The following is a 12,689-nucleotide window of genomic DNA, read 5'->3' as shown; positions in this document are numbered from 1 at the left end:
CCAGCAACCCTTGGGCCGGGTTACACCCGCGAGGCGAACAACGCCTGATGATCGCGGCACTGTTCGGCAGTAAGCATGAACACGCCGTGACCGCCGCGCTCAAAGTCGAGCCAGGCAAAATCCACTTCCGGGTACAGCGATTCAACGTGAACCTGGCTGTTGCCCACTTCCACGATCAACAGGCCTTTTTCGGTCAAGTGATCGGCAGCCTCGGCCAGCATGCGCCGCACCAGATTCAGGCCATCGTCTCCGCATGCCAACCCAAGCTCGGGTTCGTGCTGGTATTCCGCTGGCATGTCAGCGAAATCTTCCGCATCCACATACGGCGGGTTGGACACAATCAGGTCGAAGCGCTGACCCGGCAGGCCGTCGAAGCCATCGCCCTGAACGGTGTAGACACGCTCATCGACGCCGTGACGTTCAATGTTCTGATTAGCCACTTCAAGGGCTTCGAACGATAGATCCGCCAGCACCACTTCCGCTTTTTGAAACTCATAGGCGCAAGCGATGCCGATACAGCCCGAGCCCGTGCACAGATCCAGAATGCGCGCAGGTTCGGCTGCCAGCCATGGCTCAAACCGTTTTTCAATCAACTCGCCAATCGGCGAGCGCGGGATCAGGACGCGCTCGTCGACGATGAAAGACATTCCGCAAAACCAGGCCTCGCCCAACAAGTAAGCGGTCGGTACGCGCTCTTCAATACGACGCTTCAACAAATGTTGCAGGTTGACCAGCTCGTCGTCTTCAAGACGGCAGTCCAGGTAGCTGTCAGCGATTTCCCACGGCAGGTTCAACGCACCCAGCACCAGTTGGCGGGCTTCGTCCCACGCGTTATCGGTGCCATGACCGAAGAACAGCTCTTCCCCATGAAAATGGCTGACGGCCCAACGAATATGGTCGCGCAGTGTGCGCAGACGGGAAGTGATCAACGGACTTACTCCTCAAAATCGACCGACGATTCTATCAGCCAAAACACGGCGCGGCCAAAGTTGTGCCCGGCGGTCGAACGTACTTGCGCAATTGCCCGTCTCCACACCCAACCTTGCCCTGTTTTGCACATTGCGTGGCCGGGAATGTAGCTATTGACTTGGCTACAGCCCAGCAACCACGCTGCTTTCAAGAATGGCCATTCACATAAACGCTCCGCCAGTGGAGAATGTCGCAAAAGCCCCACTCAAAGGAGCCCCGAATGCCTGCTTTAAAAACGATGTTTCAACTGACTGGACGTGGTTATGCCGCCGCCACTCTGACCAATGCCAGCCTGCTGATCATCGATGCGCAAAACGAGTACCTGAGCGGTCCGCTGGCCTTGTCCGGCATGCCCGCTGCCACCGCCAACATCGCGCTTCTGCTGGACGCCGCCCGCAAAGCCAAACGCCCCGTGGTTCATATTCGCCATTTGGGCACGGTTGGCGGCATGTTTGACCCGCAAGGCGAGCGCGGTGAATTCATCAAAGGCCTGGAGCCGCAAGGTGACGAGGTCATTATCGAAAAACGCATGCCCAATGCGTTCAACGACACCGGTTTGCAAAAAGCGCTCGAGAACCTGGGGTCTCTGGACGTGATCGTCTGCGGCTTCATGAGTCATTCCAGCGTCAGCACCACGGTGCGGGCGGCCAAGGACTACGGCTTTCGCTGCACCCTGGTGGAGGACGCCTGCGCCACCCGCGACCTGCCGACCCGCGACGGCATCATCCCGGCCGCCGACGTGCAACGCACCGAAATGGCCATCATGAATGACAACTTCGCCACCCTTGCCCGCACGCTTGATCTGATTTGATCTGACGTTCTGCTGATAGGCGGCGGATGCTGACCGCCTATCTGTAAGCCTCCTTTCCTACACGTATAACATCTATTTCCTATCCCACTCAGGAACAAGATGCGACTCTCCCTGTCGAAGGCCCGATACTCTTTAAGGAAAGATCGGAATGAAGATCTCCGATGGTTTTGATGCGCGACGTTTACGCCCCAAAAGCCCCAGCAACTGGCGTTCTCGCGTCGTACTGACGATTGCTGCGCTGATCACGGTATGTGGCTTGCTGATGGCACTGACCGGCATGGCAAGCCTGATCGGGCACTCACCGGCGCTGGGTGAGCTCAACGCCAGCCCGGCGGGCGCTGCCTTGATCACGGGGCTGGGCCTGTTGGTCACCTGGTTGGGGATCTGGATGTGGCGTCGACGCCGTCGCTACATGCGCCAACCGCTCGGGTTGAGTATGTCTGCACACTTGATGAAAAAGCACGATTAGGCCAGATCTGCCGCACGCAGGGTGTCGACTTGGGTAAACTAGCGGCCCTTCGCGGAGGCTGACATGCAAGACGACGATTTTTCCCTGTTCAAAAACGAGATCCGCGGCGTTAAGCCGATCAAGCACGATCGCGCTGACACAGGCAAACCCAAAGCCGACCGGGCGCAACTGGCCAAGTTGCGCCAACACGCGATTGTGCGCAGCAATGAAACGATCATTGACGGTTTGTCCGATCAGTTTGTGATCGATGTCGGGCCTGAAGACCACTTGCACTGGTCGCGAGACGGCGTGCAAGAAAGCCAGATGCGTAAGCTCAAACTGGGCCAGATCAGCTTTGAAGGCAGCCTTGACCTGCACGGCATGACGGTCGAAAAAGCCCGCGAAACGTTGTGGGCCTTTTTGGCCGAAGCGACCCAGCTTGAAGTGCGCTGCGTGCGCGTCACCCACGGCAAAGCGGTGCGCCTTGACGGCAAACGCCCCATGATCAAAAGCCACGTCAACACGTGGTTGCGCCAGCACAGCAAAGTACTGGGCTTTTGTTCGTGCCAGGCCAAACACGGCGGCGCAGGTGCGGTTTACGTCATGCTCAAGCGCACCATGATGGAAGGCCGCGACGAGTAGGCGCTCAACAAAAGGGCCGCAAGCGCGACACACCACGCACCCAGGCCCGATGCCCTAAACGTTTTTTTTGTATAACTTTCCGCCTTTCATAATCAATTTGATGCTGGTTTGCGGCGTCTTCAAAAAATCCAGGCTCACGGTGGGATCGCCATCGACGATTAACAAATCGGCCAATGCACCCACTTCAATACAGCCCAACTTGCCAGGATAAGGATTACGCGCTCCCGACATGCCCAGCAGCGCAGCATTGTCGCGCGTTGCCATGTTCAGCACGTCATGCGGCGCATAAAAGCGGGTCATTTTTGCAAGTTGCCTGCCCTGGGTGACGGTATTTTGCGGATTGAACAACACATCCGTTCCCCACGCCGTTTTGATATTAAACCGCTGCGCCCATTCATAAGCACGCAGTGTCCCGGTGGCCACCACCCGCTGTGATTCCCGACGCGCCGGGTCGGGGTACACATTGGCATCCTCATCCTGAAGAAAAGGCTGAAGGCTCCACCAAATGTCGTGATCGGCCATCATTCGCACGGTGTCCTCATCCGCGAGCTGTCCGTGCTCGATGGATTTAACCCCGGCCCGTATGGCGCGCTGAATACTGCGCGGCGTGTAGGCATGCACCATGACATACGTCCCCCAGTCCGCAGCGGCCTCAACCGCCATGCGCAATTCCGACTCCAGAAACTGAGTGCTGTCCAGAGGATCGTGAAAGGATGCCACCCCGCCGCCCGCCATGAGCTTTATCTGCGACGCGCCGAGCATGAGTTGCTCACGCACACGCCGGAGTACTTCTGAATCGCCATCTGCTATCGAGGCGGCGCCCATCTGTTCGGCAACGCTGACAGGGGTCAAACCACTGCGTGGCACTTCCGACCGCTGCCTGAAATCGCCATGGCCCGAAGTCTGCGAAATCATGGCACCTGAAGGGTAAATACGGGGGCCCACCACAATCCCCTCGTCGATTGCACGTTTCAATGCGAATGCAGGCCCACCCGGGTCGCGTACAGATGTAAAACCGCGCATCAAGGTGTCCTCGGCCTCACGTGCAGCGACCAGGTGCACATAAGCAGGATCGGCTGTCATCGCATCCATCTGGGTGATGCCTGCCAAGGTGGTGTGCCAATGCGCGTCAATCAGCCCGGGGATGAGCACCAGTCCTCGGCAATCAATGACAACCGCGTCCTCAATCGACGTCCCTGCCGGCACTATCGCCTCGATGGCCGCCCCCTTTATGAGGACGTCCACGTGCTCGCGAAGCGTGGACGTGCCATCAAATAAGCGCAGTCGGGTGAGCCGGATCATGGGGTTGATTGAGGCGTCGGCACCTGCGAGGTGCCCCAGTGGAATCGGCGCGGGGGATTGAACGCGGTTTGCACCCGTGCCGCCATACGCTTGCTTGCGGGCACAATCAGTCATGATTCGATCATGAAATGCCTGGATCTGGGGCGAATGACAGGTGCAGACAGGGTGTTCCTCACGCTCGATGAAACACGCCGCGCGCAGATGAGAACAAGCAGACATGCCGTACCTCATACCTTGGACATTTAGGGTTACAGGGATTGATCCCAATTAATCATCAGAAAACTGAACACAGCAAACCCGACCACAACCAGAGCAAGGATATGCCCGGCCTTTATTCGTTTTTTCATGGGCATCCTCCTGTGAGTCATTCTCTCGTCACTCGGCTCCAGGCCCCACACAGCCCGAACATGCGCGAGGGGCAATCAACGCCTGATGCACCAGATTAGTGGACTCCAGCGGGTTTGCACTGAATGCGTGAAGCTTTTCTCCCTCGCTCTACGCATTCACACCCTTCGATTACGTAGTACGCCCCCGCAAAATGAAAATCAGGTCACACCGCCAATACACCTGCACGCACTCCTGGGCTACCATGTGCCCCCTGGCAGGCATGAACCCTGCGTTTATCGCCAATCATCTGGGCCACCGCGTACAAAGTGTGTGATCCACTGCCGCAATATGGCTGAATTCCAGTACACCCTGGAGCGAGCTCGGGACACTCGCCAACAGCATGATTGGTACAAATTTGGTACAACCCGATGAGGTACCACGATGAAATCCGCACGGAATATAGCCCTGTGACATTGGAACAAAACTACACCGCCATCCTCGGTCAGCTTGGCGAAGACGTCTCGCGCGAAGGCCTGCTGGACACGCCAAAGCGTGCAGCGAAGGCCATGCAGTACCTTTGCCGCGGTTACGAGCAAACGCTGGAAGAAGTCACCAACGGTGCCCTGTTCAGCTCGGACAACAGCGAAATGGTACTGGTCAAGGACATCGAGCTGTATTCGCTGTGCGAACACCACTTGCTGCCTTTTATCGGCAAAGCACATGTGGCTTATATTCCGAGTGGCAAAGTGCTCGGGCTTTCGAAAGTCGCACGTATCGTGGACATGTATGCGCGCCGCTTGCAGATTCAGGAAAACCTGAGCCGCCAGATTGCTGATGCAGTGTTGCAAGTCACTGGCGCACTCGGCGTGGCCGTGGTGATTGAAGCCAAGCACATGTGCATGATGATGCGCGGTGTCGAGAAGCAGAACTCGTCGATGATCACGTCTGTGATGCTCGGTGAGTTTCGCGACAATGCCGCCACGCGCAGCGAGTTTCTCAGCCTGATCAAGTGAAATCCGCTCCCTGAAGAAACCGGCGCTCATCGCCGGTTTTTTTTCGCACCCGGTTTTCAGGTAAGCTGCGGGCCTTCTTTCTTGCCCATGAGGCTATTACTGTGTTTATCAAAGCGCTCCGCGTAGGCCTGGGCCAGCTGATTATCGCTGGCGATTTCCTGACCCGCCCCAGCAAAAAACAGCGCCCCGCCACCGCTCAGGCGCAGGTCGACCAAGCCGCCCAAGGCCTGACCCTGTACCAGTTCCACGCGTGCCCATTTTGCGTGAAGACCCGTCGCACGTTGCGCCGCCTGAATGTACCGGTCGCGTTGCGGGATGCAAAAAACAACGAGCAGGACCGTCAAACCCTGCTGGAACAAGGCGGCAAAATCAAAGTCCCTTGCTTGCGTATCGAGGAAGATGGCAAGACCACCTGGATGTACGAGTCCAACGTCATCATTGATTACCTCAACAACCGTTTCGCCAACGTGTAACACGCCAACACCGGCGGCTCCCGACGGGCACAAAAAAACCGGCACAGGGCCGGTTTTTTTGTACGCGGTTGTTTAACCCAGCATGGTCACGTGGCGCGGGTGACTGGCTACGCGTGCCAACCAGGCTTGAATGCTCGGGTAAGCCGCGAGATCAAAGCCACCCTGATGCGCGACGTGGGTGTAGGCATACAGCGTCACATCGGCAATCGAGTAGTGCTCACCCACCAGATACGGGGTGCGGGCCAGTTGCTGCTCCATCACGTCCAGCGCTTTATAACCGCGCTTTTGCAATGCGCGGTATTCCTCAATACGCGCCTGAGGCAGCCCCAGATAGAACTGAATGAAGCGCGCCACGGCGATGTAGGGTTCATGGCTGTACTGCTCGAAAAACTGCCACTGCAACACTTGGGTGCGCAAACGCGGCTCTGTCGGCAGAAACTCGCTACCGTCCGCGAGGTAATTGAGGATCGCGTTGGATTCCCACAGGCACGTCCCGTCCTCAAGCTCAAGGACCGGCACTTTGCCGTTGGGGTTTTTCGCCAGGAACGCCGGGGTTTCAGTCTCCCCATTGAGGATGTCCACTGACTGCCACTCGTACTCAAGCCCCAACAGGTGCAGCATCAGCTTGATTTTGTAGCAGTTGCCCGAGTTGTAATCGCCATAAACCTTAAGCATCCCGAACCCTCTATGCCGCCTCGGCGGCCTGTGCTTGACGAATGACGTTGGCCAGACGCTTGAGGCCCTCGTGCAAACGCTCCGGATCGATGTGGCTGAAGTTCAAACGCAAGCTACCGATGTTTTGGTCAGGCTCGGCAAAGAACGGTTCACCCGGCATGAACGCGACATTCTGGTCCAGCGCCGGTTTGAGCAAGGTGCGGGTGTCGAGCGGCTGCTTGAGGGTCAGCCAGAAGAACAACCCGCCCTGCGGCACGTGCCAGTCGGCCAGGTCCGCGAAGTGTTCTTGCAATGCAGACTGAAAACCATCGCGGCGCACGCGGTAAAAGTCACGCAGTTCGGCCAAGTGATTGCGCATCTTTTCAGTGCCGATCCACTGCAACGCCTGCCACTGCCCTACACGGTTGGTGTGCAGGTCCGCCGATTGCTTGAGGCGCAGCAAGTGGGGGAACAAATCTGGGCTGGCGATCAGGAAACCCACGCGCAGACCCGGCAGCAGGGTTTTGGAGACCGTACCGGTGTAGATCCAGCTGGCCTTTTTCAAGCGGCTGACAATCGGTGTGGCACTGCCGCCGTCGAAATTCAGCTCGCGGTAGGGTTCGTCTTCAATCAATGTCACGCCGAACTCATCCAGCAGCGCTGCTACGGCATCGCGCTTGGCTTCGCTATAGCGCACGGCCGAGGGGTTCTGGAACGTCGGGATCAGGTAGATGAAGGCGGGGGTGTGTTTTTCCAGCTCGCTGCGCAGTGCCGCCAAATCGGGGCCGTCAGCCTGCAAGGGAAAGGTCAGGCACTGCGCGCCGAACAATTGAAAGATCTGCAAGGCCGCCAGATAGGTCGGCGCTTCGAGCATGATTTCAGTGCCCTTGTCGATGTACAGCTTGGCCGCCAGATCAAGGGCTTGCTGCGAACCGCTGAGCACCATGACCTGGCTGGCGTCGCAGTCAACGCCCAAGGCACGCGCTTCGGCCGCCAGCACTTCACGCAGCGCCGGCTCGCCTTCGCTCATGCCGTATTGCCCCATCGAGGCCGGCATGTCGGCCCAGTCGACTTTGGGCAGCATTGCTTCAGCCGGTAGACCGCCTGCAAACGACATGACTTCCGGACGTTGGGCCGCAGCCAGAATTTCGCGAATCAAAGAACTTTTCAGGCGGGAAACACGTTCGGAGAAGGCCATACAGATCACCGGTAGCGGAAGTAATTAGAAATAAGTCAAACTGCTTGACCGAAATTACGCCGCGCAGCCTAGATACGTCAATATGCTTGACCTTAAAAATCCGACCACCCAGCGTGCCGCCATGCAAGCCTTCTTCTTTGGCTATCAAGCATTTACCGCCAAGGCGGATGAAATGCTGGCGCGTCGCGGGCTGAGCCGGGTGCATCAGCGCATCGTGTTTTTTATCGCCCATTACCCCGGCGTGAGCGTCAAAGAGCTGTTGACCCTGCTAGGGGTCAGCAAGCAAGCATTGAACACGCCATTGCGTCAGTTGATTGAAATGAACCTGGTCCGCAGCGTCGCGCCCGAAACCGACAAACGCAAACGTCTGCTGGAACTGACCCCGGACGGTGTGCGTTTTGAAAGAAATTTGCGTCGCGAACAAGTCAAACTTTTGCAGCGTGTCTTCGCCCAAGAGGGTGAAGACGCCGTTAATGGATGGCTGGCCATCAATCATGCGTTGGGTCAAACCCGGGCCTGAGTCATCGCGACCCCACACCTGCCCGCTCAATCCCCCGCACAATTCTGAAAACATTATTTGCTTTATTTGTATACAAAAGCATAATTCACCTCACGCACTTTCTTGACCCTTCAGTCAGGAAGCTGTTGTTTCTTGCGTCATTTGCCTCAACCAGCGCACTCAAAAACAATAAAAGCCTGAGGAAATCACTGTGGACAGCCCTAAACCGCACGCCCCTGCCCTGGATCTATCGCCGCCCATTCAACGTGGCTGGCTAGAACGCCTGTTCAAACTGTCGCTGCATGGCACCACAGTCAAAACGGAATTGATCGCCGGGCTGACCACGTTTATCACCATGGCGTACATCATCTTCGTCAACCCCAACATCATGGCTGACGCTGGCATCAACCATGGCGCGGCCTTTGTCGCCACCTGCATTGCTGCCGCACTCGGTAGCCTGCTCATGGGCCTGTATGCCAACTGGCCTGTAGGCCTAGCCCCAGGGATGGGCTTGAATGCGTTTTTCACCTACACCGTGGTCGGGACCATGGGCTACAGCTGGGAAACCGCGCTGGGCGCCGTGTTCGTGTCCGGGGTACTTTTTCTGATTTTGACCCTGTCGCGCGTCCGCGAATGGCTGCTCAATAGCATTCCCGTTAGCCTGCGCTACGCCATGGGTGCCGGCGTCGGCCTGTTTCTGGGCCTAATTGGCCTGAAAACCTCGGGCATTATTGTCGATAGCCCGGCGACCCTGATCAAACTTGGGTCCTTGCGTGACCCCGCGCCGCTACTGGCCGCCGTGTGCTTCTTGATGATTGCCGTGCTCAGTTATCACCGCGTGTTTGGCGCGATCCTGATCAGCATTATCGCCGTGACGCTGGCCGGCTGGGGGCTGGATCTGGTGCATTACAACGGCATTCTCTCTGCCCCACCGAGCCTGGCGCCGACCTGGATGGCCATGGACCTCAAGGGTGTGTTCAATATCAGCATGATCAGCGTGGTGCTGGCCTTTTTGTTTGTGCACATGTTTGACACTGCGGGCACGTTGATGGGCGTGGCCCAACGCGCCGGGCTGGTGAACGCTGACGGCAAAATCGAAAACCTGTCCCGCGCGCTCAAGGCCGACAGCGCCTCCAGCGTCTTCGGGGCCGTGGTGGGCGTCCCCCCCGTCACCAGTTACGTTGAAAGTGCTGCCGGCGTGGCGGCAGGCGGACGTACCGGACTCACAGCCGTGACCGTGGGCGTGCTGTTTGTTGCCGCCATGTTTTTCGCCCCACTGGCAGGCATGATCCCCGCGTATGCCACAGCCGGTGCGCTGATCTACGTCGCCATGCTGATGGTAGGCGGCATGCAACACATCAATTGGGACGAGCCGACTGACTGCATTCCGGCCATCGTGACGATGATCATGATGCCTTTGACCTTTTCAGTAGCGGATGGCATTGCCCTGGGCTTCATCAGCTACGTGGCACTCAAGGCCGGTACGGGCAAGTACCGTGAAATCTCTATCAGCCTGTGGGTGCTGTGCGCCATTTTCGTCGCCAAGTTTATTTACCTGTAAACGGGGTGATATCAACCTGCCCCGCCGCTGTGCGGGGCGCATGTGACATGGAGGAAGTGATGAGTCTGGAAACCTGGCTGCTGTTCAGCAGCGCGGCATTAGTGGTAATCCTGATTCCGGGGCCGTTGTCGTTATTGATGATCAGCAACAGCTTGAACTACGGCCTGCGCCGTTCATACCCGGCCTTTTTGGGCGGGGTATTCGCCTCGATTTGCCTGTTGAGCGCATCGGCGCTGGGGTTGGGCGCATTGCTACTGGCCTCGGAGCAACTGTTCAGCGCGCTTAAGATCGTGGGCGCGCTCTACCTGTTCTACCTCGCGTGGCAAAGCTGGAAGCAGTCGCGCCAGCCCGCACAAGTAGCCACTGTGCCTGAAGCCGCCCCTAAGCCACGCTTCAGTGCACTGTTCGGGCGCGCGTTTGTGCTGGGTGCGAGCAACCCGAAAGACATCCTGTTTTTTGCCGCCTTTCTGCCGCAATTTCTCAATCCCGACTTGCCGTTCCTTAATCAGTTGTTGGTGATGATTGCGACCTGGACCGTACTCGACTTGCTTTGCAAACTGGCCTATGGCCTGGGCGCCCACGGGGCTGCGTCGTACTTGCGCAGCGGCAAGGGCCAAAGCTGGTTCAACCGGGTCAGTGCAGGGCTGTTCAGTATCGCGGGAACAGCGTCACTGTTGAGCCGCTGATTCATTAAGTACTTCAAACAAGCCAGAACATAGATTGTCTGGCTTGTGCCCTCCTTCCTGAACCCGACGGTTTTTTTCGTTAACCGTGCAATACATATGCTGTGACTTATAATCACGTCAAACTTACATATTGGCAGTTGAGCAATCGCTCACGCATTTCCATGATGGTTTTTCTCTCCACAAGGACGTGCGAAACCATGACACCACAAAGTGTTCAAATTACTGAACTTGATCGCTGGGACCGCTGGATTTCAGAAACGCCAGATATTCAGAACTTAAGAATCGAAGACCTTATATTGCCAGGCACTCATAATTCGGGCGTCGACAGTGAGGCTTTATATACGTCCAGTTTCGGAACCTGCCAAGATTATTCTCCCTTCAACCAACTTATCCGGGGTGTTCGCGTTCTGGATTTGCGCGTGGAGTTCGACCCGACCGCACGCACGCAGCAAGAGCGTTTCTTACTGGTTCACCACATAAGGTCCGGAAGAAATATTAAAAGAGACATTCTGGATGCACTGAACAGTTTCCACCAGCGCACCGGTGGCAAAGAACTGGTTATTCTGGACTTCCACACCTTTGAACATTTCACCCCTGATGCACATGCCGAACTGGCTACGCTTATTAAAACGACTCTGGGAACTGACGCGCTCATTCCTGCGCATTACAGATCCTTTACGCTAAAACAGATTCAATCCAGAGGCCCCATGAATACGGTAATTGCCTATAACAGAGGCCTGCGCGACGCGCTATTTTGGGGGGGTGTCAATCAGCGTTGGAAAGGTGACTTCTCCCCTTCGACCGATGCGTTGAAAACGTTCATGGACAGCGTCGCGCAGGAGACCATACCCGAGGGAGAATTACGCTCCATCCAATGCGCAAAATATAATAAATTCCCACCCACACCCGATGATTTCTCCGACAAAGTCGGTCAATGGTTCGCCTCGAAGGATATCAACAGCTACATTCAAACATTTAGAATAATCAATACGGACTGGACATTAAGAAGCTACATCGTGGGTAATTGCCGACATGCCAATCTGATAAAGGTGGCTGCATTAAGGCCAGCGGTGCAATTAAGCCCCGATAGCAGTCATTTTGTTAAAGGGATTATGCCCGGCGAGCACCGGGCACTGACGATAGTGCTCCACGATGGTCAATGGTGCCGGGAAGTATTCTTCTCCAGCAGTGCATCACACAATGACACGATCGTTATCACGTCAACGGCCCAACGCGTCACGCTTATCAATGGCAGCAATCTGGACCTGAATGTTGAGCACCTGCCATTAAGTAATGGCCTTTGTTTTTTCTTTATCTATGACGGTGCACTGCGGCGGTGGAAACTACATTCCCCCGTGGAGAATCCGACCCAGTCAGATCGCCATACTGTGCACGCACTCACATCACGCTACCCAACCCTCGCGTTTAAGATGTCGAATCGACACTATTCGCGAGAAGTCCTGCTACCGGCCAATACGCCTGAACATGCCGTTATCCATGCGGTTTCTTCCGCCCAATTGCCTGCCGACATCGTGGCCCCGGAAGGCGCTCGCTATGCATTACGTAACAATGACTCTGTGGTTTTCACCCTGCTCAACAGCACATGGCAGCCGTTGAATCAAAGCACTACAGAATTGATGGTGCTCTCGCGACTCAGCACAGATAACAGCCCTCTAAGCGCTGCTCAAATCAAGATTCCCCGACCTGCACTCAGCCAATCCGGTGTCGTTGCCTTAAATTCGGGAGTCGGCCCCACCCAGTTGACTGATCGGGCCGAGGATCAAAATTTCACCTTGCTGAACGTTAGCGTGACAGGGCCTTCAGGCGCCCAAACGAGCGTTAAACTCAGAGCCTCCAGATCTATAGGCGGGTGCGCTAAAAGCCCAATGAATAACAACCAGCCTTGCCCTGAGGGATCCAGTCTGTTTTTCACCCTGGAGTACCACCTGAGTGACAATGGCTCTTTGCGCATGGGCGAATACTGGGGGGAATTCCAACTCGAAGCGCGCGACAGTCTGGACCCTGCCTGGCGCTGCCCGATACGCGTACTGGTGCGTGTTCAAGGCATACGAATGATTGGGCCGTGAAATAAAAAAAGCCCGCAGT

13 protein-coding genes are annotated in these 12,689 nt (G+C 56.5%); 9 read left to right on the top strand and 4 right to left on the bottom strand.

Annotated elements, in window-relative coordinates:
• Window positions 1-20: 20 nt before the first annotated feature.
• Window positions 21-929 (bottom strand): 50S ribosomal protein L3 N(5)-glutamine methyltransferase, encoded by a 909-nt coding sequence (gene prmB, locus HBN68_RS08080; RefSeq protein WP_094994639.1) that lies wholly within the window; start codon window positions 927-929, stop codon window positions 21-23.
• A gap of 260 nt (window positions 930-1,189) precedes the next feature.
• Between prmB and HBN68_RS08075 the strand changes: the two genes are divergently transcribed.
• The 3 genes from HBN68_RS08075 (at window position 1,190) to HBN68_RS08065 (ending at window position 2,870) form a co-directional block, all read left to right on the top strand.
• Window positions 1,190-1,780, top strand: a complete 591-nt coding sequence (locus tag HBN68_RS08075) for a cysteine hydrolase family protein (protein ID WP_169963462.1) — start codon at window positions 1,190-1,192, stop codon at window positions 1,778-1,780.
• A 148-nt stretch (window positions 1,781-1,928) separates the two neighbouring features.
• Window positions 1,929-2,249 (top strand): hypothetical protein, encoded by a 321-nt coding sequence (locus tag HBN68_RS08070; RefSeq protein WP_169963464.1) that lies wholly within the window; start codon window positions 1,929-1,931, stop codon window positions 2,247-2,249.
• A gap of 63 nt (window positions 2,250-2,312) precedes the next feature.
• The gene (locus HBN68_RS08065; RefSeq protein WP_094994636.1) at window positions 2,313-2,870 is read left to right on the top strand and encodes a Smr/MutS family protein; all 558 of its coding nucleotides are present in this window, start codon (window positions 2,313-2,315) and stop codon (window positions 2,868-2,870) included.
• Window positions 2,871-2,924: 54 nt separating this feature from the next.
• Here the strand turns inward: HBN68_RS08065 and HBN68_RS08060 are convergent, their stop codons facing one another.
• Window positions 2,925-4,403: an amidohydrolase family protein gene (locus HBN68_RS08060; RefSeq protein ID WP_262373481.1), complete on the bottom strand. Its 1,479-nt coding sequence runs from the start codon at window positions 4,401-4,403 to the stop codon at window positions 2,925-2,927.
• Between the two features lie 563 nt (window positions 4,404-4,966).
• Here HBN68_RS08060 and folE point away from each other — a divergent pair.
• Both folE and HBN68_RS08050 read left to right on the top strand, forming a co-directional pair.
• On the top strand, window positions 4,967-5,512 hold the full coding sequence (gene folE / locus HBN68_RS08055) for a GTP cyclohydrolase I FolE (RefSeq protein WP_047276193.1): 546 nt from the start codon (window positions 4,967-4,969) through the stop codon (window positions 5,510-5,512).
• A gap of 101 nt (window positions 5,513-5,613) precedes the next feature.
• A complete protein-coding gene (locus HBN68_RS08050) occupies window positions 5,614-5,985 on the top strand; it encodes a glutathione S-transferase N-terminal domain-containing protein (protein WP_094994634.1) in 372 nt (123 codons plus the stop codon).
• A 72-nt stretch (window positions 5,986-6,057) separates the two neighbouring features.
• Here the strand turns inward: HBN68_RS08050 and HBN68_RS08045 are convergent, their stop codons facing one another.
• Together HBN68_RS08045 and HBN68_RS08040 are read right to left on the bottom strand one after the other, a co-directional pair.
• Complete coding sequence (locus HBN68_RS08045) at window positions 6,058-6,660, bottom strand: glutathione S-transferase family protein (RefSeq protein WP_094994633.1); 603 nt, start codon at window positions 6,658-6,660, stop codon at window positions 6,058-6,060.
• Window positions 6,661-6,670: 10 nt separating this feature from the next.
• Window positions 6,671-7,837 carry a PLP-dependent aminotransferase family protein gene (locus HBN68_RS08040; protein WP_094994632.1) on the bottom strand — a complete coding sequence of 389 codons (1,167 nt, stop codon included), beginning with the start codon at window positions 7,835-7,837 and terminating at the stop codon, window positions 6,671-6,673.
• A gap of 82 nt (window positions 7,838-7,919) precedes the next feature.
• On the opposite strand from HBN68_RS08040, the gene HBN68_RS08035 reads away from it, so the two are divergent.
• The 4 genes from HBN68_RS08035 (at window position 7,920) to HBN68_RS08020 (ending at window position 12,670) form a co-directional block, all read left to right on the top strand.
• Window positions 7,920-8,357: a MarR family transcriptional regulator gene (locus HBN68_RS08035; RefSeq protein WP_094994631.1), complete on the top strand. Its 438-nt coding sequence runs from the start codon at window positions 7,920-7,922 to the stop codon at window positions 8,355-8,357.
• A 220-nt stretch (window positions 8,358-8,577) separates the two neighbouring features.
• Window positions 8,578-9,897: an NCS2 family permease gene (locus tag HBN68_RS08030; RefSeq protein ID WP_178088492.1), complete on the top strand. Its 1,320-nt coding sequence runs from the start codon at window positions 8,578-8,580 to the stop codon at window positions 9,895-9,897.
• 59 nt (window positions 9,898-9,956) lie between these two features.
• Window positions 9,957-10,583 carry a LysE family translocator gene (locus tag HBN68_RS08025; protein ID WP_169963468.1) on the top strand — a complete coding sequence of 209 codons (627 nt, stop codon included), beginning with the start codon at window positions 9,957-9,959 and terminating at the stop codon, window positions 10,581-10,583.
• 197 nt (window positions 10,584-10,780) lie between these two features.
• Complete coding sequence (locus HBN68_RS08020) at window positions 10,781-12,670, top strand: hypothetical protein (RefSeq protein WP_169963470.1); 1,890 nt, start codon at window positions 10,781-10,783, stop codon at window positions 12,668-12,670.
• Window positions 12,671-12,689: the final 19 nt, after the last annotated feature.

Origin of the sequence: Pseudomonas sp. WS 5078, assembly GCF_012985745.1 — a bacterium.
In the GTDB taxonomy this organism is placed as follows: Bacteria; Pseudomonadota; Gammaproteobacteria; order Pseudomonadales; family Pseudomonadaceae; genus Aquipseudomonas; species Aquipseudomonas lundensis_A.
Note: the sequence above shows the minus strand (reverse complement) of the source record. Positions and strands in the feature narration are given on the sequence as shown.

Coding starts and splice junctions, on each gene's coding strand:
- HBN68_RS08075 (WP_169963462.1), top strand. CDS start 1,190: ATGCCTGCTTTAAAAACGATGTTTCAACTGACTGGACGTGGTTATGCC.
- HBN68_RS08070 (WP_169963464.1), top strand. CDS start 1,929: ATGAAGATCTCCGATGGTTTTGATGCGCGACGTTTACGCCCCAAAAGC.
- HBN68_RS08065 (WP_094994636.1), top strand. CDS start 2,313: ATGCAAGACGACGATTTTTCCCTGTTCAAAAACGAGATCCGCGGCGTT.
- HBN68_RS08060 (WP_262373481.1), bottom strand. CDS start 4,403: ATGAGGTACGGCATGTCTGCTTGTTCTCATCTGCGCGCGGCGTGTTTC.
- HBN68_RS08045 (WP_094994633.1), bottom strand. CDS start 6,660: ATGCTTAAGGTTTATGGCGATTACAACTCGGGCAACTGCTACAAAATC.
- HBN68_RS08040 (WP_094994632.1), bottom strand. CDS start 7,837: ATGGCCTTCTCCGAACGTGTTTCCCGCCTGAAAAGTTCTTTGATTCGC.
- HBN68_RS08035 (WP_094994631.1), top strand. CDS start 7,920: ATGCTTGACCTTAAAAATCCGACCACCCAGCGTGCCGCCATGCAAGCC.
- HBN68_RS08025 (WP_169963468.1), top strand. CDS start 9,957: ATGAGTCTGGAAACCTGGCTGCTGTTCAGCAGCGCGGCATTAGTGGTA.
- HBN68_RS08020 (WP_169963470.1), top strand. CDS start 10,781: ATGACACCACAAAGTGTTCAAATTACTGAACTTGATCGCTGGGACCGC.